Origin of the sequence: Brevundimonas sp. 2YAF1 (assembly GCF_052114745.1) — a bacterium.
Taxonomy (GTDB): Bacteria; Pseudomonadota; Alphaproteobacteria; order Caulobacterales; family Caulobacteraceae; genus Brevundimonas.
In genome coordinates, this window is the sequence record NZ_JBFRFI010000011.1 from 30,271 (window position 1) to 49,590 (window position 19,320).

The 19,320-nt window shown below is 69.4% G+C and carries 14 protein-coding genes; 5 read left to right on the forward strand and 9 right to left on the reverse strand.

The window, feature by feature from the left end; translation table 11 throughout:
* Window positions 1–150 precede the first annotated feature (150 nt).
* From sucD to AB4Y68_RS13520, 4 genes are all read right to left on the reverse strand, one after another.
* A complete protein-coding gene (gene sucD, locus AB4Y68_RS13505) occupies window positions 151–1,053 on the reverse strand; it encodes a succinate--CoA ligase subunit alpha (protein ID WP_441456275.1) in 903 nt (300 codons plus the stop codon).
* Window positions 1,054–1,110: 57 nt separating this feature from the next.
* Window positions 1,111–2,301, reverse strand: a complete 1,191-nt coding sequence (sucC, locus tag AB4Y68_RS13510) for an ADP-forming succinate--CoA ligase subunit beta (protein WP_441456276.1) — start codon at window positions 2,299–2,301, stop codon at window positions 1,111–1,113.
* A gap of 137 nt (window positions 2,302–2,438) precedes the next feature.
* Window positions 2,439–3,815, reverse strand: coding sequence for a spinster family MFS transporter (locus AB4Y68_RS13515; RefSeq protein ID WP_441456277.1), 1,377 nt, complete (start codon window positions 3,813–3,815; stop codon window positions 2,439–2,441).
* Window positions 3,816–3,956: 141 nt separating this feature from the next.
* Window positions 3,957–6,164, reverse strand: coding sequence for a TonB-dependent receptor (locus AB4Y68_RS13520; RefSeq protein ID WP_441456278.1), 2,208 nt, complete (start codon window positions 6,162–6,164; stop codon window positions 3,957–3,959).
* A 267-nt stretch (window positions 6,165–6,431) separates the two neighbouring features.
* On the opposite strand from AB4Y68_RS13520, the gene AB4Y68_RS13525 reads away from it, so the two are divergent.
* The 5 genes from AB4Y68_RS13525 to AB4Y68_RS13545 all read left to right on the forward strand — a co-directional run bounded on the left by AB4Y68_RS13525 (window position 6,432) and on the right by AB4Y68_RS13545 (window position 12,366).
* The gene (locus AB4Y68_RS13525) at window positions 6,432–7,163 is read left to right on the forward strand and encodes a TetR/AcrR family transcriptional regulator (protein WP_441456279.1); all 732 of its coding nucleotides are present in this window, start codon (window positions 6,432–6,434) and stop codon (window positions 7,161–7,163) included.
* Between the two features lie 74 nt (window positions 7,164–7,237).
* Entirely contained in the window at window positions 7,238–7,921 is a 684-nt protein-coding gene (gene rpe, locus AB4Y68_RS13530) for a ribulose-phosphate 3-epimerase (protein WP_441456280.1), read from the forward strand.
* Complete coding sequence (locus AB4Y68_RS13535; RefSeq protein WP_441456281.1) at window positions 7,918–9,729, forward strand: heparinase II/III family protein; 1,812 nt, start codon at window positions 7,918–7,920, stop codon at window positions 9,727–9,729. Before rpe ends, AB4Y68_RS13535 begins: the two co-directional genes overlap by 4 nt.
* An 84-nt stretch (window positions 9,730–9,813) precedes the next feature.
* Window positions 9,814–11,418 (forward strand): bifunctional phosphoribosylaminoimidazolecarboxamide formyltransferase/IMP cyclohydrolase, encoded by a 1,605-nt coding sequence (gene purH, locus AB4Y68_RS13540; RefSeq protein ID WP_441456282.1) that lies wholly within the window; start codon window positions 9,814–9,816, stop codon window positions 11,416–11,418.
* Between the two features lie 198 nt (window positions 11,419–11,616).
* Window positions 11,617–12,366, forward strand: a complete 750-nt coding sequence (locus AB4Y68_RS13545; RefSeq protein ID WP_441456283.1) for a dienelactone hydrolase family protein — start codon at window positions 11,617–11,619, stop codon at window positions 12,364–12,366.
* Between the two features lie 7 nt (window positions 12,367–12,373).
* Here AB4Y68_RS13545 and AB4Y68_RS13550 read toward each other — a convergent pair whose 3' ends face one another.
* The 5 genes from AB4Y68_RS13550 to glnD form a co-directional block, all read right to left on the reverse strand.
* Window positions 12,374–12,838 carry an OsmC family protein gene (locus AB4Y68_RS13550; RefSeq protein ID WP_441456284.1) on the reverse strand — a complete coding sequence of 155 codons (465 nt, stop codon included), beginning with the start codon at window positions 12,836–12,838 and terminating at the stop codon, window positions 12,374–12,376.
* 11 nt (window positions 12,839–12,849) lie between these two features.
* A complete protein-coding gene (locus AB4Y68_RS13555) occupies window positions 12,850–13,560 on the reverse strand; it encodes a GNAT family N-acetyltransferase (RefSeq protein ID WP_441456285.1) in 711 nt (236 codons plus the stop codon).
* Window positions 13,561–13,632: 72 nt separating this feature from the next.
* Window positions 13,633–14,697 (reverse strand): tryptophan--tRNA ligase, encoded by a 1,065-nt coding sequence (trpS, locus tag AB4Y68_RS13560; RefSeq protein WP_441456286.1) that lies wholly within the window; start codon window positions 14,695–14,697, stop codon window positions 13,633–13,635.
* Between the two features lie 160 nt (window positions 14,698–14,857).
* Entirely contained in the window at window positions 14,858–16,576 is a 1,719-nt protein-coding gene (gene murJ / locus AB4Y68_RS13565; protein WP_441456287.1) for a murein biosynthesis integral membrane protein MurJ, read from the reverse strand.
* A 27-nt stretch (window positions 16,577–16,603) separates the two neighbouring features.
* Complete coding sequence (gene glnD / locus AB4Y68_RS13570; protein WP_441456288.1) at window positions 16,604–19,294, reverse strand: [protein-PII] uridylyltransferase; 2,691 nt, start codon at window positions 19,292–19,294, stop codon at window positions 16,604–16,606.
* Window positions 19,295–19,320: the final 26 nt, after the last annotated feature.

Genomic DNA, 19,320 nt, shown 5'->3' on the forward strand with positions numbered 1-19,320 from the left:
ACTGGTCATGACCGAAGCGGGGCGTTGCGGGTGGAAATTGGTCGAATCCGCAAGAAAAAACGCCTCCGGACGATTCCGGAGGCGTTTCAAAAGGTCGCAGGACGCTAAATTTCGCCCCGGAACGTCGTTCTTTTATTTTTGAAGGACTTCTTAGCCCTTCAGCACTTCCAACAAAGTATGACCCAGGCGCGCCGGCGACGGCGAGACGCGGATGCCCGCAGCCTCCATCGCGGCGATCTTGGATTCCGCATCGCCCTTGCCGCCCGAAACGATGGCGCCGGCGTGGCCCATGGTGCGGCCGGCCGGAGCCGTACGACCCGCGATGAAGCCGGCCATCGGCTTCTTGCGGCCCTTCTTGGCTTCGTCGATCAGGAACTGGGCGGCGTCTTCTTCGGCGCCGCCGCCGATTTCACCGATCATGATGATCGACTGGGTTTCGTCGTCGGCCAGGAACATTTCCAGGATGTCGATGAACTCGGTGCCCTTGACCGGGTCGCCGCCGATGCCGACGGCCGTGGACTGACCCAGGCCGGCGTTGGTGGTCTGGAACACGGCTTCATAGGTCAGGGTGCCCGAGCGCGAGACGACGCCGACCGAACCCTTGGAGAAGATGCTGCCCGGCATGATGCCGATCTTGCACTGTTCCGGGGTCAGGATGCCGGGGCAGTTCGGGCCCAGCAGGCGCGACTTGGACTTTTCGAGGCGGGCCTTCACGCGCACCATGTCCAGCACCGGGATGCCTTCGGTGATGCAGGTGATGAAGGGGACTTCAGCCTCGATGGCTTCGATGATGGCGTCGGCGGCGCCTGCCGGCGGGACGTAGATGACCGAGGCGTCGGCGCCCGTGGCTTCCTTGGCTTCAGCGACCGAGCCGTAGATCGGCAGGGTTTCGCCATGCGAGCCGGTCCAGTTGGTGCCGCCCTTGGTGGGGTGCACGCCGGCGACCATCTGGGTGCCGTGATAGGCCAGGGCCTGTTCGGTGTGGAAGCCGCCGGTCTTGCCGGTCAGGCCCTGGACGATGATCTTGGTGTTCTTGTCGACGAGAATGGACATGTGTCTGTGCTCTGAATCTGTGTGTCTGCAGGGCGGTGGCGAGTAAGGCGTGAAGCCTTAGCCGACCGCCGCGACGATCTTCTGGGCGGCGTCGTCGAGGTCGTCCGCAGCCGTGATGGCCAGGCCGCTCTCGTTCAGGATCTTCTTGCCCAGTTCGACGTTGGTGCCTTCCAGACGCACCACCAGCGGCACCTTCAGGCCCACTTCCTTGACGGCCGCGACCACGCCTTCGGCGATGACGTCGCACTTCATGATGCCGCCGAAGATGTTGACCAGGATGCCCTCGACCTTCGGGTCAGCGGTGATGATCTTGAAGGCCGCCGCGACCTTCTCCTTGCCGGCGCCGCCGCCGACGTCGCAGAAGTTGGCCGGCTCCTTGCCGTACAGCTTGATGATGTCCATCGTCGCCATGGCCAGGCCGGCGCCGTTGACCATGCAGCCGATGTTGCCGTCGAGCGCCACGTAGGCCAGGTCCCACTTCGAGGCCTCGATTTCCTTGGCGTCTTCTTCGGTCTCGTCGCGCAGAGCGCGGATGTCTTCGTGACGGTACAGGGCGTTGCCGTCGAACGACACCTTGGCGTCCAGAACGCGCAGGTGACCGTCGGTCATGACGATCAGCGGGTTCACTTCCAGCATGGCCATGTCCTTCTCGACGAAGGCCTTATACAGGGCCGGGAACAGCGACTTGCCGTCCTCGCGGGCGTCGCCGTCCAGCAGAAGCGCGTCCGACAGGGCGGCGCAGTCGGCCTCGGTCACGCCGGTCGTCGGGTCGATGACGACGGTGATGATCTTTTCCGGAGTGTCGTGGGCGACGGTTTCGATGTCCATGCCGCCTTCGGTCGAGACGACGAAGGCGACGCGGCCGTAGGCGCGGTCGACCAGGATCGACAGGTACAGCTCGCGCGAGATGTCGGCGCCGTCTTCGATGTAGAGGCGGTTGACCTGCTTGCCGGCGTCCGTGGTCTGGGCCGTCACCAGGGTGTTGCCCAGCATTTCCTCGGCGTTCTTGACCACGTCCTCGATCGAGAAGGCCAGGCGCACGCCGCCCTTGGCGTCAGCCGGCAGTTCCTTGAACTTGCCCTTGCCGCGGCCGCCGGCGTGGATCTGCGACTTCACGACGTAAAGCGGGCCAGGCAGTTGCTTGGCGGCGGCTTCGGCCTGGTCGGCGCTGGTGATGGCCACGCCTTCAGCGACCGGGGCGCCAAAGGCCTTGAGAACCTGCTTGGCCTGATACTCGTGAATGTTCATGTCTGATCCGCGCCGTTGGGAGGAGGTGTGTGGAAACTTTGGTCGCGCTTATAGGCGTCGCGCCTTCGCAGACGCAACCGTCCGTCTCCTTATGCGCCTGCCAGGCTTTTCTTATGCGCGAAACGGCTCAGGTCGGATCAGTCGACCCAGTCCTTCTTCAGCGTGCGCGAGGCCCCGAACAGCAGGGCCGAGGACAGCAGGTAGAAGCCCATGCCCGTGTAGATGGCCCAGCGCAGGCTTTCCTCGCCGAAGGCCGGCCGCAGCAGATCGGACATCCAGCCGAAATAGTAGATGCCGACGGCGATCCCCAACAGGTTGTTGATCAGCAGGAAAAGGGCCGAGGTCGTGGTCCGCATCGACGGCGGAGCCAGTTGCTGCACCGCCGCCGTGATCGGTCCCAGCCAGGCCAGGTTCAGCCCGGTCGGGATCAGGAAGATCAGGAAGGCCAGGGTCAGGGCCGCGAACCCGTTGGGATTGGCGCCCGGCATGACCGCCCCGACCAGGGCGCCGGAATTCATCGCCAGGAGGAAGCAGGGGACCGAGATCAGGAAGGCGATGGCCGGGGTCAGCGGATAGGCCGACTTCGATTTCTTGCCCAAACGGTCGGCGATGTAGCCGCCCATCCAGATGCCGGCCACGCCGCCGGCCAGGACGATGCCGGAATAGTACCAGGCGGTGTTGGCCAGGGTCAGGCCGAAGCTGCGCATGAAGAAGCTGGGCAGCCAGGCGGCCACGCCATAGCCGCACACCGACGACGAGGCCGCGCCGAAGGCCAGCAGCCAGAAGCTGGGCTTGGGGGCCAGGGTCTTGAGCACGTCGCCGAACGGCGGGGCCTTGTGCACGAGCGGCGCGACCGGCGCGGGCGCGACCGAAGCCGGCGTATCCATGCCGCCGCGTTTCGGGTCCTTGACCGTCAGGCGCAGGACTGGCGCAACCAGCACGCCCAGGACGCCGACCACGATGAAGGCCGTGCGCCAGCCGTAGGTCGCCGCCAGCAGACCGCCGACCAGGGTGCCGGCCGCCATGCCCAGGGGAATGCCGAAGGCGTAGGCCGCCAGCGCCCGCGCGCGCTGCGACTTGGGGAAATAGTCGGCGATCAGGGAATAGGCCGGGGCCACGCCGCCCGCCTCGCCGATGCCCACGCCCATGCGGCACAGGAACAGCTGACCAAAGCTGCCGGCCACGCCGCACAGGGCGGTGAAGCCGGACCACAGGGTCAGGGCCGCCGTCATGATCCAGACGCGGCTGACCCGGTCGGCCAGCCAGGCGATGGGAATGGCCAGGGTCGAATAGAGCAGGGCGAAGGCCAGCCCGCCCAGCAGCCCGAACTGGGTGTCCGACAGGCCGAACTCGGCCTTCAGCGGCGCCGCCAGGATGCCGATGATCTGACGGTCGAGGAAGTTCAGCATGTAGATGAGGATCAGGACCCCCAGCACATAGTAGCGATAGCCTGGGGAGACGGCCTTTTCGGCCGTTTCGGCCTGCTGCGGCGCGGCGGCCTCGGACGTGGTCATGGCGTGCCCCCCTTGGGCCTCAGGTCTGGTTGCGACGGACCGTAGCGGCGGCGCCCGGCGGCGCCAAAGAAAAAGGGCGGCGGTCCAGTTCGGACCGCCGCCCGCGATCAAATGATCAGGCGTTCAGGAGAAAAGGACGGATCAGAACTTGTACTGCAGCGACGCCGTCACGGTGCGCGGCGGGCCGTAATAGCCGATCACCGAGTCGTTGTAGGTCGCCCCGAGGAAGTTGTAGCCGCCGACACGGTATTCCTCGTCGGTCAGGTTCTTGCCAAAGACGCCGACGGTCCACTTCTGGCTCGGGTCCGTCCAGACCACCGCCAGGTCGACCAGGGCGAAGGCCTTCTGATCCAGGATCGGGTTGGGGAATTCGAACTGGCTGTAGGCGTCGCGGTAGCTGACCGACGGCGTCACCGCCAGCGATCCGCCCGCCACGTCGCCGCGCCAGGTCAGACCCAGATAGCCGGTCCATTTCGGGGCGTTCTGCAACACCACCTGGCTCGAGATATCCTCGTACTGCTTCGTCGTCAGATTGTAGCGCAGGAACTCCTCGAACTTGGAGTCGAGGTAGCCGACCGCGAAGTTGGCCGTCAGGTTGTTGGTGACGACCAGCGCGCCTTCCAGTTCGGCCCCGTAGAATTTGGAGGAGCCGACGTTGTCGACGAAGCTGGCGATGCCGCCCACGGCCGGAACCTGGGTGGTGACCTGCTGGTCCTGGTACTTGTTGTAGAAGACAGCCGAGCTGAAGGTCAGGCGACGGTCGAAGGCCGAGCCCTTGAGGCCGATCTCGTAGGAGTCGACGGTTTCCGGCTGATAGCCGTTGACCGTGTTCGGCGTCAGGATGGCGTCGCCGCGCATGTCGAAGCCGCCCGACTTGAAGCCCTTCGAATAGGAGGCGTAGCCGGTGATGCGGTCCGAGAAGTCGTAGGACAGCGAGGCCTTGGGCGTGAACTGGTCGAAGCTGTTCGAGTTCGTATAGTCGGTGCGCAGCAGGATCGGCGCGCGCGCCGTGCCGCCCAGCAGCGGACTGCGGGTCGCGCCCAGATAGTTGGCGCGGAAGACGTGGCCGGTCTTGTCGTCCAGCGTATAGCGGGCGCCCAGGCCCAGGTGCAGACGGTCGGTCAGGTCCAGGTTCACGTCGGTGAACAGGGCGATGCTGGTCGTCTTCACATAGCCGGCTGTGCCGACCACGACGCCGAGGTTGCCGGCGATGGTGTCGAAGGCGCCCGAGGCGGTGCCGTCCAGATAGAAGATCCCGGCCACGCCCTGGATCCGGTCCCCGGTGAACAGGGCCTGGAATTCCTGGGTGAACTGATGGTCGCCATAGACCGCCGGGATATCCAGCGTCGGCGCCGGCGTGTTGTCGAAGTCGATCAGGGTGTCGGTGTCGCCGGAGCGATAGGCGGTGATCGACTTGAACGACCAGACGTCGTTCAGATCGACCTGCGCGGTCAGCGACACGCCTTCGGTCGTCACCTTGTTCTTGTCGCCGAGGCCGGCGTAGGTGTCATAGACGCTGCTGGGCACGCCGGCGCCCGGACCGACGCCAGCGATCTCGCGGTGGCCGTGACGGGGGTTCGACTTGTCCTCGACCCGATCATAGGCCAGGCGGAAGAAGGTGTTGTCGTAGGGCTGGAATTCGGCGCTGACGCGGCCGGCCAGGACGTCCTTGTTATAGTGTTCGGCGCCGGTGTTCAGGTTCTTGCCGAAGCCGTCGCGGTTGTAGCTGGCGACGGCGCCGCCGATGCGCAGCTTGTCGCCCAGCGGGGTCGAGCCCGAGGCCAGCAGGTCGATCTGGTTGTAGCTGCCGTAGGCGCCGCGCAGCGTGCCTTCGGCCTCATCCGGGTTCAGACGCGCCGTGACGTACTTGATCGCGCCGCCGACGGTGTTGCGGCCGTACAGCGAGCCTTGCGGGCCGCGCAGCACTTCGATGCGCTGGATGTCGAAGATGTCCAGAACGGCGCCCTGCGGACGCGCCACATAGACGTCGTCGACATAGAGGCCGACGCCGGGCTCGAAGCCCCACAGCGGATCCTGCTGGCCGATGCCGCGAATGAAGGAGATCAGCGTCGAGTTCGAGCCGCGCGCGACCTGAACCGTGGCGTTCGGGGTCTGCTGCTGCAGGGCGGTGATGTCGCTCGCGCCGGTTTCTTCCAGACGCTGGGCGCCCAGGACCGACACCGCGACCGGCACGTCCTTCAGGCTTTCCTCGCGGCGACGGGCGGTGACGATGATGTCGTCGACGTTCGAGGCCTGCGCTTCGGTCGAAACCTGCTGCGCCACAGCGCTGGCCGAGAGCGCGCCCCAGGCGGCGCCCGCCAGCAAGGCGGTCTTCACGAGTCTGTTCATTTGGATCCCAATCTCTGTTTCCAGCCCAATCGACGCTTTTATTCAGCGTTCAATGATTTTCACGGAACGTGCCGATCTTTCACCGGTCTGTCAAACGGCCACGCTGGAAACCGCCGCAAATCCGACGCGCCTGTGGCGCCGTTGCACTGGAGGTCGAACCACGCCCCGAGCCTGATGCTCGGCATCAGGCTCCAGGATTGATGCTGGAGCGAATATCCGCGTTCAGAGGCGTTCGCATCTGAACCGATTTCGCTCTAGCTTGCGCGCATGACACGTGACGACGACATCGCCCCGACCCTGCCGCCCGTCGCCGCCGCGCCGGCCCGCCGCGGTCGGCCGAAAAAGACCAAGACCGCCGGCGCGGGCGAGACCCGCGACGCCATCCTGAACGCGGCCGAGGACCTGTTCTCCAAACACGGCTTCTACGGCGTCACCATCCGCGAGGTGGCGCGCGAGGCCGGCGTGGATACCGCCCTGGTCCATTATTACTTCGGGGCCAAGAAGGAGTTGTTCGACGCCGTCTTCATCCGCCGCGCCGAGGTCTGGAACAACGAGCGCGTCGCCGCCATCGACCGCTACGCCGAGGCCGCCGGCGACGCCATGACGCTGGAAGGCCTGTTCGAAGCCTTCCTGCGCCCCCCCTTCCAGTGGTCGCTGAAGGGCGGCCCGGGGTGGAAAAACTACGCCGCCCTCGTGGCCCAGACCAACGCCAACCCGGCCTTCGGCGGCGAGACCATGGCCCGCTATTTCGACCCGGCCATCCGCCGCCTGATCGAACTGGTCAAACGCATCCTGCCGGACGCCGGGGAGGCCGATCTCTACTGGGCCTACCACAACCTGTCGGGCGCCCTGACCCTGACCCTGGGCGAGACCGGACGTCTGGACCGGCTCTCGGGCGGCCTGTGCCAGTCCGGCGATCTGGACAGCGCCTGCGACTACATGGTGCGCTTCGCAGCCGCCGGCTTCCGCGCCGTCTGCGTGCCGCGACAGAACGGCTGATGCGAGAGGCGGGTCGAGCCTGCGTCAGCAGCCCGGCTTGCCCCCCGCGCGCCATGGCCGTAAGTCGCAGAACCATGACCCAGACCGTCGCCGCCCCCGCTCCGCTGATCTGCCCCTCCATCCTCGCCAGCGACTTCGCCAAGCTGGGCGAAGAGGTCCGCGCGCTGGAAGCCGCCGGGGCCGACTGGATCCACGTCGACGTCATGGACGGCCATTTCGTGCCCAACATCACTCTCGGCCCGGACATCGTGAAGGCCCTGCGCCCGCACACGAGCCTGCCCTTCGACGTCCACCTGATGGTCGCCCCGGTCGATCCCTGGCTGGAAGCCTTCCGCGAGGCGGGTGCCGACATCCTCAGCATCCACCCGGAAAGCGGCCCCCACGTCCACCGCACCCTGGGGCGCATCCGCCAGCTGGGCGCCAAGGCCGGTCTGGTCTTCGATCCGGCCACGCCGCTGTCGATCCTGGAAGAGGTCGTCGACATGGTCGACCTGGTGCTGATCATGTCGGTCAACCCCGGCTTCGGCGGCCAGAAATTCATCCCCTCCTCGCTGAACAAGATCGAGCGCGCCCGCGCCATCCTCGACCGCGCCGGGTCCAAGGCCCGCCTGCAGGTGGACGGCGGCGTCATCGCCGACAACGCCGGGGCCTGCCTGTCCGCCGGGGCCGACGCCCTGGTCGCCGGCTCCTTCGTCTTCAAGGGCGGGCCGGACGCCTACGCCGCCAACATCCAGGCCCTGAAAGCCGCCGCCGCGTGAGCCCCCTCGGCCCCTTCGCCCCGCGCGAGACGGACGGCGGCCTGAACGAGGGCCATATCCCCGGCCTGCGCGGCGCCCCGGTCCGCACCCCGGTGCGGGCCACGGGAGCCAAGGCCGATCCCGCCCTCTGGGCCGCGGTCGCCGGTCAGCTGGCCGCCCGCCAGCTGTGGATCGAGCTCTACGGCCTGCCCGGCTACGCCCTGACGTTGAAGGGCGCCCGCGCCGACGGCTTCGCGGTCAGTCCGCGCGACTTCCGGCCCCTGCGCGAAGAGGCCCCGCGCCCCCTGCTGTCGGGCCGGTTCACCCTGGCCGGGCTCAGCCTCGACGCCGAGGGACCCGCCGACCTGTGGAACCGCCCCACCCCCAGCCGCGCCTTCGCCGTCGAGCTGCACGCCTTCGTCTGGATGCCCGAGATGATGGCCCTCGGCGATCGCGGCGCGCGCGAGGCTCTGGCGCTGACCCTGGCCTGGGACGAGATCTTCAACCGCTGGTCGCCCTTCTCCTGGGACCCCGACATTCTGGCGCGGCGCACCTATCATCTGGCCTGCGCCGGGCGCCGTCTGGCCCAGGTCGCGACCGAGGCCGAGCGTCTGCGCCTGACCGACATTCTGGCGCGGCAGGCCCGCCAGTTGCTGCGACCGCCCGGCGGGCCGATGGGCCGGGCCGAGCGCCTGACCGCCGTCGCCGTGGCCGGCTGCGCCCTGGCGGGCAAGGCCGGGGCCGGTCTTCGCCGCACCGCCCTGAAACGCCTGCCTCACGCGCTGGAGGCCACCGTCGCCGCCGACGGCCATCACGCGGCCCGCGCCCCGGAAATGGGGCTGGAGCTGCTGCTCGACTTGCTTACCCTGGACGACGCCCTGGCCCAGCTGTCCGAGCCGACGCCCGAGCCGGTGGCCGCCGCCATCTCGCGCCTGACCATGGCCCTGCGCGTCCTGACCCTGCCCGACGGTCGGCTGGCCGCCTTCCAGGGCGGGGGCGCCTCGACGCCCGAACGCGTCGCCGCCGCCCGAGCCCATGACGAGACGCCCGCCGCGCCGTCCAGCGGCGCCGTCGGCGGCTTCGTGCGCGTCTCCAGCCCCCTGCTGACCCTCATGGTCGATGTCGAGGCCCCCGCGCACGGCGCCTGGTCGACCGCCGCCTGCGGCCAGCCCGCCGCGCTGGAAGTCGTCTGCGGCCGCGACCGCCTGTTCACCTCCGCCGGCTGGACCCCGCGCGCCCTGGACCGTCAGGCCCTGCGCCTGACGCCGGGCGCCTCGACCCTGACGCTGGGCGAACAGCCGCTGGGCGAGCCCCTGTCCGGCTGGAAGTCGGAGCTTCTGGGTCCGCGCCTGGTCGGCCCGACCCTGCACGTCAGCCGCGACCACCGCGAAGGCGACGGCGCCGTCTGGCTGGAGGTCGAGCACGACGGCTGGATGCCCGGCTACGGCCTGATGCACCAACGCCGCCTCTATCTGGATCAGCGGCTGGACGAACTGCGCGCCGAGGAACGGCTGCATCCGCCCGAAGGTCGCCCCGAGGTGACGCGCGCCCTGGCCGCGCCCTATGCGCTGCGCTTCCAGCTGGAGCCCGGCGTGCAGGCCTCGCTGGCCCGCGACCGCCGCTCCATCCTGCTGCGCGGCCATTCAGGACGCGGCTGGTGGTTCCGCAGCGACGGCCCCGACGTGGCCATCGAACCCGCCGTCCATGTCGACGAAGGCATGACCCGGCGTTCCTTGCAGATCGTGGTCCGCGGCTCCGTCCGCACCGACGCCGACACCAAGATCCGCTGGAAGCTGAGCCCGGCCGGGGCCGCGGGCGACCCCCACTAATCGGACCGCGCGGGCTGACGCCGTCGCCCGATGGTGCTAGAGCGCCCGCCATCTCCCCGCCCCAGCTGTTAACGGACGCCGCCCATGCCCGCCGCTCCCGACTTTCCGCCCGCCCCGGACGCGATCAAACCTGTCCGCGCCCTGATCTCGCTGTCGGACAAGGCGGGGCTCGAGGATGTCGCGCGCACCCTGGCCGGGCTCGGCGTCGAGCTGGTCTCGACCGGCGGCACCAAGGCGGCGATCGCGGGCTTCGGCCTGCCGGTCAAGGACGTGGCCGACCTGACCGGCTTCCCGGAAATGATGGACGGCCGGGTCAAGACCCTGCACCCCGTGGTCCACGGCGGCCTGCTGGGCGTGCGCAACGCCCCGGCCCACGCCGCCGCCATGACCGAGCATGAGATCGGCGCCATCGATATCGTCTGGATCGACCTCTACCCCTTCGAAAAGACAGTGGAATCCGGCGGCGGCTTCGAGGCGGCCATCGAGAACATCGACATCGGCGGCCCGGCCATGATCCGCTCGGGCTCCAAGAACCACGGCCACGTCGCCGTCGCCGTGGACGCCGAGAGCATCGGCCTGATCCTTGACGCCCTGAAGGCCGACGGCTCGACCACGCTTAACCTGCGCAAACAACTGGCCGCCCGCGCCTTCGCCCGCACCGCCGCCTATGACGCCGCCGTGTCGGGCTGGTTCGCCGCACAGCTGAACGACGCCGCCCCGGCCCGCAAGTCGATCGCCGGAACCCTGGCCCAGACCCTGCGCTACGGCGAAAACCCGCACCAAACGGGCGCCTTCTACCGCACCGGCGAGAAGCGTCCGGGCGTGGCCTACGCGACCCAGGTCCAGGGCAAGGAGTTGGGCTACAACAACATCGCCGACGCCGACGCCGCCTATGAGCTGGTGGCCGAGTTCGAGGCCCCGGCCTGCGTCATCGTCAAGCACGCCAACCCCTGCGGCGTGGCCGTCGGCGCCACCCTGTCGGACGCCTACGCCCGCGCGCTGGAATGCGATGCCGTGTCGGCCTTCGGCGGCGTCATCGCCGTCAACCGCCCGCTGACGGGCGAGGACGCCCGCGCCATCACCGGCATCTTCACCGAGGTGGTCATCGCCCCCGGCGCCGACGACGAAGCCAAGGCAGTCTTCGCCGCCAAGAAGAACCTGCGCCTGCTGATCACCAACGGCCTGCCCGACCCGCACGGGCCGGGCGAGGTGTTCCGCTCCGTCGCCGGCGGCTTCCTGGTGCAGTCGCGCGACCGCAGCCTGATCAAGCCCTCGGACCTGAAGATCGTCACGCGCCGCCAGCCGACGCCGACCGAGATCCAGGACATGCTGTTCGCCTTCACCGTGGCCAAGCACGTCAAGTCCAACGCCATCGTCTACGCCAAGGACGGCCAGACGGCGGGCATCGGCGCCGGCCAGATGAACCGCCGCGACTCGGCCCGCATCGCCGCCATCCGCGCCAAGGAAGCCGGCGAGGCCAAGGGTCTGGCCCATTCGTTGGCCCAGGGTTCGGCCTGCGCCTCCGAAGCCTTCTTCCCCTTCGCCGACGGCCTGCTGGAAGCCATCGCCGCCGGGGCCACGGCGGTGATCCAGCCGGGCGGCTCGATGCGCGACGCCGAGGTCATCGCCGCCGCCGACGAGAACAACATCGCCATGGCCTTCACCGGCGTGCGGGTCTTCCGGCACTAGGCCTGAAGCCTCTCTCCCTTCCGTCATCCCGGGGCGCGCAGCGAACCCGGGACCCAGGCGGCGGCCACACTCATGGCCCGTCCGGCTTTGACGGCGACCGTAGAAACGCCTGGGTTCCGGGTCGGCTTGCGCCGCCCAGAATGACAGCAAGTCCAGACGCCTCTTTCCTCCGCGCGGCTAAACCTTAAGCTGCCCGTCATGGATACGCTCTCCGCCCGCTGGGCCATGCTGGAACCGCACACGACCGTGGTCGGCCCCGACGACGACCGGCCGCGTCCGGCGGTGCTGCTGTTCCACGGCTGCGGCGGTCTGCGGGACCATCTGCCGCGCTACGCCGAGGCGGCCAAGGCGGCCGGTTGGCGCGCCTTCATCGTCGATTCCTACGGCCCGCGCGGCTGGAACCGGGCCTTCACCCTGACCACGGTCTGCACCGGACTGGTGCTGCGCGGCTATGAGCGGGCGGGCGACCTTCTGGCCGCCGTCGACGGCATCTCGCGTCGCCCCGACGTCGATCCGACCCTGCTGTCGCTGGCGGGCTGGAGCCACGGCGGCTGGTCGATCATGGAGATGATGAGCGAGGACCCGCTGCCGGGCCGGATGGGCGTGGCCGACCCCGGCGCGGCCGACCTGTCGGGGGTCAAGGCGGTGTGGCTGGCCTACCCCTACGTCGGCTTCTGGGCCTTCAACAGGATGAAGCCGTGGCGGCACTGTCCGCGCGTTCTGGCCATGACGGCCAGGCGCGACCACCTGACCACGGTGTCGAACGCCGAACGGGTCAACGCCATGATCCGCGACTGCGGCGCCGAGGTCGAAAGCTGGATCGCCGAGGGCACCCACGCCTTCGACGAACCGACCAGCAACGGCCCCATGCGGCACGATCCCGAACTGACGCTTGAGGCCCTGCGCCGCTTCACCGCCTTCCTCAAGGACGTCGCGCCCGAGGCCTGAAAAACGGTCAGCCCAGACGGGCCGTCACGGTGATCTCGGACCGCACCGTATGGGCCATGTCGCAGTGCTCGTGCGCGGCGTGATGCAGGGCGTCCAGCTCGGCCTGATCAGGCTGGCGGCCCGTGAAGCTCGTGACCGGGTTGAGGGCCACGCGCGCCAGATAGCGCTTGCCTGCTTCGTTCTGGTCCAGCTCGCCCGAGGCCTCGTCCAGATAGCGGTCCACCACCAGGCCGACGTTGGCGGCGAAGGCCAGGAACCACAGCATGTGACAGCTGGACAGGGAGGCGATCATCGCCTCTTCCGGGTCCACGCCCGTCGGGTCCGACAGGGGGACCGGCACGCCCGAGGGGGCCGAAGAGCCGGTCACCACCGCCCCGCCGTCGAAGCGCCAGACATGGGCGCGGCTATACCGCTTGTCGACGAAGGCCTGATCGCCCCGCGTCCATTCCACCGTTGCGCCGTGCCCGCTCATGTCCGTCTCCTCTAGACCTCGCCCAGCGACGTATAGGTCATGCGCGCCCGCGCCTGAAATCCCAGACCACGATAGAAGGCGATCGTCGCCTCGTGATCGGCGAAGGCGTGCAGGAAGGCCGCTTCCCCCGTCGCCAGAATCTCGCCGACCACGACGCGGGACAGGGCGGCGGCGTAGCCCTGGCCGCGATGATCCGGGTGGGTGCAGACCCCGCTCAGCTCGGTGAAGCCGTCGACGCGCAGCCGCCGCCCCGCCATGGCCACCAGTTCGCCGCCCTGCTTGATCCCGACGAAGGGGCCGAGCGCGCGCGTCTTTGAGCGAAAGGGGCCGGGCCGCGTCAGGGTGGCCAGCGCCAGCATGGCCGGGGCGTCCGTCTCGCTCAGCACCTCGATCGCCCCGTCCAGCCGCGCGCCCGTCGGCCCGACCGGCGTCAGAGCCGTCGCCGTCATCTGCACCAGGGCGACCTGTCCTGCGATCGTCATCCCCTCGGGCAGGACCGCAGCCATCGGCCCGTCTTCGCGCTCGACCAGTCCCGCGCCCGGATGCCGCCGCGCCAGCTCGCCCAGGGCCCTGCGGCTTTCCGCGCTGTCGTCCGCCGCCGCCAGAAAGACGCCGACCTCGGGATCGATGCGCACGGCGGCCGGCCCGGAATCCGGCGTCGCAAACCGGGACAGGCGCGTCGTCAGGGCGTTGAAGATCGCGCGATCAAGAGGATGGTTCATGGCCCGACGATCTAGACGGCAACGCCCGGAGGCGAAAGCCGCCGCGCGGCCGTCACGTCCGAAAAAGGCTGGTCAGCCCTGCCAGAAGCCGACGATCTTCTTGACCTCGTCCACGACCGGCTGAGCGACCTCGCGGGCGCGCTCGGCGCCGACGGCCAGGGCGCGGTCGATCTCGGCGGGGTCGGCCATCAGGCGGCGCATCTCGGCGGTGACCGGGGCCATCGAGGTGAGGGCCAGCTCGGCCAGCTTGGGCTTGAAGGAGCCGAAGCCCTGACCGCCGAACTCGGCCAGAACGGCCTCGCGCGTGGTGTCCGACAGGGCGGCGTAGATGGCCACAAGGTTCTTGGCCTCGGCCCGGCCGTCCAGACCCTCGACCGTTTCCGGCAGCGGCTCCATGTCGGTCTTGGCCTTCTTGATCTTGGCGGCGATGGTGTCGGCGTCGTCGGTCAGGTTGATGCGCGACAGGTCCGACGGATCGGACTTGCTCATCTTGGCCGAACCGTCGCGCAGGCTCATGACCCGCGTGCCCGGTCCCTGGATCAGGGGTTCCGGCTGGGGGAAGAAGCCGGGCACGCCGAAGTCGTTGTTGAACTTGGCGGCGATGTCGCGGGTCAGCTCCAGATGCTGTTTCTGGTCCTCGCCGACCGGCACCTCGGTCGCCTTGTAGAGCAGGATGTCCGCCGCCTGCAGCACCGGATAGGTGTAGAGGCCGACGCTGGAGCGCTCCTTGTGCTTGCCCGACTTCTCCTTGAACTGGGTCATCCGGTCCAGCCAGCCGAGGCGGGCGACGCAGTTGAAGATCCAGGCCAGCTCGGCGTGAGCCGGCACCGCCGACTGCGGGAAGATGACAGCCTTGGCCGGGTCCAGGCCCGAGGCCAGATAGGCCGCCGCGATCTCGCGCGTCTGGGCCGCCAGCTTCTCGGGCTCCTGCCAGACGGTGATGGCGTGCATGTCGGCGACGAAGACGAACAGGGGCGCGCCCGTGTCCTGCAACTCGGTGAAGCGCTTCAGCGCGCCCAGGTAGTTGCCCAGGTGCAGGGCGCCGGAGGCCTGGATGCCGGACAGGATGCGACGCGGACCTGCGTAAGCCGGGGCGACGGGGGCCAGAACGTCAGAAACGGGGGTCTGGTCAGTCATGGGAATATTTCTCGGGACTCAAATAGGCTGGATATCGGCGCACGCGCGGACGTGCGGGGTCAGGCGGTGAACAGTCAGCCGCGCCATCGCCGAGCGGCGAGAGGATGTCCCGAAAGAGCCATGCCCTCGCGCTTATCGTTTCAGGCAGGCAAGGGCAAGCTTACCGCCCTCCGCGCAGCAGCCCCTTGACCTCGGCGACCGTGACCGCGCGCGTGGCGAAGGCCAGGACGACATAGGTCAGCCCGCCCGCCGCCACCACCAGGGCCAGGGTGATCTCCTTCGCGCCGTGCGAGGTTCCCAGCAGGGCCAGAAGATCGGCGACCGGGGCCTGAAGCATGGGCCGCGCCCAGGAGGCGACGCCGACCACCAAGCCCAGACCGGCGCTGGCCAGGCCAATGCGGACCAGCCGCGACGCGGCCTCCGGGCTGGGCCGGTAATGCCCGCGCCGCCACAGGGTCGCGCCCAGCAGCAGGGCGTTGGTCCAGGCCGCCGCGCTGACCGCCGCCGCGATCCCGGCTATGCCCATGCCCAGATTGAACAGGGCGATGGCCAGGGCCGCGTTCACCGCCACCGAGACCAGGGCGAAGACCATGGGCCGGCGCGTGTCGCCGCGCGCGAAGAAGGCCGGGGCCAGGATGCGGATCAGCACGAAGGCCGGCACGCCCCAGCCGAACTGGAACAGGGCCTGAGCGGTGTTGACGGCGTCGACCTGCAGGAAGGCGCCGCGCGTGAACAGAGCGTCGATCAGGAAATAGGGCATGGCCATCAGGGCCGCCGCCGCCGGCAGGGTCAGGGCCATGGACAGGGCCAGGGCCTCGTCCATCGAGGCCTGCTGCTGGACGTGATCCTTGGACGCCACCGCCGAGGACAGACGCGGCAAGAGGGCGATGCCGATGGCTACCCCGACCAGGCCCAGCGGCAGCTGGTACAGCCGGTCCGCCGTGGCCAGCCAGGTCCGCCCCCCGGCGACGAAGCTGGACAGGTTGCCCGAGATGAAAACGTTGATCTGGGTCGCGCTATTGCCGATGGCGGCGGGGACGGCGGTGATGATGATAGCCTTCACCGCCGGCGTCAGCCTGGGCATGGTCAGGCGGATATTGGCCCCGGCCTTCCTCGCCGCCCACCAGCACAGGCCCGCCTGGGCCACGCCGGCCACGGCCACGCCCCAGGAGGCGGCGTAGGCGGCGCCGACCTGGTCGCCCTTGGCCGGGATGACGGCGGCCAGCATGATCAGGTTCAGCAGGATGGGATAGGCGCCCGAGACGATGAAGCGCCCGCGCGCGTTCAGCACGCCGCTGAGCAGGGCGGCGATCGCCATGCAGGGCAGGTAAGGCATGGTGATCTGGGTCAGGATCACCGCCAGCTTGAACCGCGCCGGATCGTCAAGGAAGCCGATGTTGATGACCGTCATCAGCCACGGCATCGTCAATTGGGCGATAATGGTCAGGACCACGGTGACGGCGGCGACAGCGGCCAGGGCGTCGGTGGCGACCTGATCGGCCACGGCCTCGCCCTCGGTCTTCAGCGTCTTGGCGTAGGCCGGCACGAAGGCGGCGGCGAAGGCCCCTTCGGCGAAGATGCGGCGGAACAGATTGGGGAAGTTCAGGGCGGTGTTGTAGGCGTCGGCCGCCGGTCCCGCCGAGGCCCCCAGGGCCGCCGAGATCACCACGTCGCGGGCGAAGCCGGCCAGGCGGCTCAGCATGGTCATGGCGCTGAAGATGGCTGAGGAGCGCATGACGCCGCCCCCCTTGCCCATGCCTTTGGGCGCATCGCCGTCCAGCGTCGTCGAGGCGGCGGGCGGCTGGACAATGGGCTCGACGGTGGCCGTCGCGCTCGGCACGGAGGCCGCGGGTTCGAACGGATCGGTCTTGTCGGTCACGGAGTTCTCGCTGTCGTCGCTACCGACTTAGCGCGCTCGCGGCCCGCTGGATACGGGTTTGCGCCCGACCTCGCCTTCCAGATCGGAGACGTCGCGCACGCTGGCCCGCACCGGAACGATGCGTCGTCCCGCCGGGCCCTGCGGCGCCCGATCCAGAACCGCGATCAGCGCCGTCTTCAACGCCGCCAGCCGCGCCCCGTCGGTCGGCTTACCGCCATCCGCGTCGGTGATGTAGAAGCCGTCCACCGCCCGCTCGCCGAAGCTGGCCACGTGGGCCGAGCGGGTCGAATAGCCGTGCGCCGAGATCGTCCGCGCCAGGTCGGCCAGCAGGCCGGGCCGGTCGGCGCCCGAGACCTCGACCACCACGGCGCTAGTTCCTGCCTCGACGTCGATCCACACCACCGGGCGCACCTCGAAGACGGCGCGACGGGCGCTGACGCGCGGCGTCTCGACGGCCGAGGCCCGCGCCCCCTTCTGCGCCGCCCGCACCAGCGCCTTGACCAGAATGGCCAGCCGTCGCGGCTCGCGCTGGCCATAGGGCTCGCCCGCGCCGTCCTGAATCTCGAACACGTCCAGCGCCGTGCCGTCCTCGGCCGTGGCCAGGCGCGCGCCCACCACGTCGGCCCCGGCCAGGGCCAGTGTCGCGGCCAGGTCGGCGAACAGGCCGGGCCGGTCCCACGCCGCCACCGCCACCCGCGCCGTCGATTCCAGCGGCCCCTCGGCGGCCAGGGCCTCCACCGCCGCCCCCTCGCGCCGCGCCCGTTCGACCAGGGCGGGGTGATCGGCCAGCGGGTTTTCGCGCGTCACGGCGTCGCCCCGGAACAGGGCCTCGGTCGCCTCGAACAGCGCCCGCATCAACTGACCCTTCCAGCCGTTCCACACGCCCGGCCCCACGGCGCGGATATCCGCCACGGTCAGCACCATCAGCATCCGCAGACGCTCGGGGTCGCCCACCGCCTCGGCGAAGGCGCGCACCGTCGAGGGGTCCGACACGTCGCGCTTTTGCGCATAGTCGCTCATCAGCAGGTGATGGCGCACTAGCCAGACCACCAGTTCGATCCGGCGCGGGTCGACGCCCAGCCGCTCGCAGGCTCGGCGCGCGGCGATGGCGCCGTCCTCCAGCTGCCCCCGGTCGCCGCCCTTGCCGACGTCATGCAGCAGCATGGCCAGCATCAGCACCTCGATGTCGGCGATGCGGTGGATGATGGCGGTCGAGGTCGGGTGGTCGGCCTCCAGCTTGCCGCGCGCGATGTCGTTGATGACGCCCACGGCCTGCAGGGTGTGCTCGTCGACCGTATAGGCGTGATACATGTTGAACTGGGTCTGGCCGACGATCCGCCCCCATTCAGGCAGGAAGCGGCCCAAGAGGCCCGTCTCGTTCATGATCGACAAGACGCGATAAGGCCGCTGACCATGGGCCAGCACCGTCAGCAAAGCCTCGGCCGCGCGCGGGTCGCGCCGCAGCGCCGGCGTCACCAGCGACAGGGCGCGGATCACGGCGGCGAAGGCGTCGGGGTGCAGGTCCAGATCCAGCCGGTCGGCCTCGACGAACAGCAGCAGCAGCCGCACCGGGTCATGGGCGAAGACGCCCCCCCCCGTCACCGTCAGACGCCCGCCCTCGATGGCCAGCCCCTCGAACGCCAGTTTCGCCCGGCGGCGCGGGATCAACCGGGACAGACCGCGCGCCAGGCCTTGCGCCTTCTTCTGCTGGCGGGCCTCCAGCTGGGCTGAGACGGCGCGGGTCAGGGCCCCGACCTCGCGCGCCACCTGGAAATAGCGGCGCATGAAGCGCTCGACCGCCAGTTCGTCGCCGCGCCCGCGCCAGCCCATGCGGCGCGCGATCTCGGGCTGGAAGTCGAAGGTCAGCTTTTCCTCCGCCCGCCCCGCCGCCAGATGCAGATGAATGCGCACCCGCCACAGAAAGCCGATCGCCTCGCGGAAGGCGCGCCGCTCGCGCGCGGTCAGCAGACCTTCCAGCGCCGCCTGCCCCTGCTCGCTGTCCGGCGCCAGCGACCGGGCGATCCAGAACAGGGTGTTCAGGTCGCGAAGCCCGCCCTTGCCGTCCTTGACGTTGGGCTCGACGCGATAGCGCACCGCCCCGGTCTTCTGCAGGCGGACGTCGCGCTCCTCCATCTTGGCGGCGATGAAGGGACGAGGATCGGCGCGGGCCACCTCGGCGCGAAACCGCTTCAGCAGACCTTCGCCCAGGGCGCTGTCGCCGGCCAGAACGCGGGCCTCCAGCAGGGTCGTGCGCACCGTCATGTCGCTGCGGGCCAGATCCATGGTCTCGCCGACCGAGCGCGAGGCCGAACCGACCTTCAACCCGAGATCCCAGAGGACGTAATGGACGAAGGCGATCACCGCCCCGGCGCGGGCGCTGGTCGTCTGACCGGGCCGCAGGAACAACAGGTCGAGGTCGGAAAAGGGCGCCAGCACCCCCCGGCCGTAGCCGCCGACCGCCAGAAGGGCGAGCCGCTCCTTGGGCGACGGATGCAGGATCTCGGTCGCGAGCCGCCACAGGCTGGTCAGCATGGCGTCCGCCGCCGCCGCATAGAGGCGCGCCGCCTCGGCCCCGTCGACGCCGCCCTCCAGCCGCCGGGCGACGCGGGCGCGATCTACGGCGAAGCTTTCGCGCAGAAGATCGGTGACGGCAGCGCGCGCATCGGGCGCCGCGGCGGCGCCGACGAGGCGCGGATCGAGAGGGGGCGATGGGCTCACGTCACGAGTCATAACACGCTCCCCTT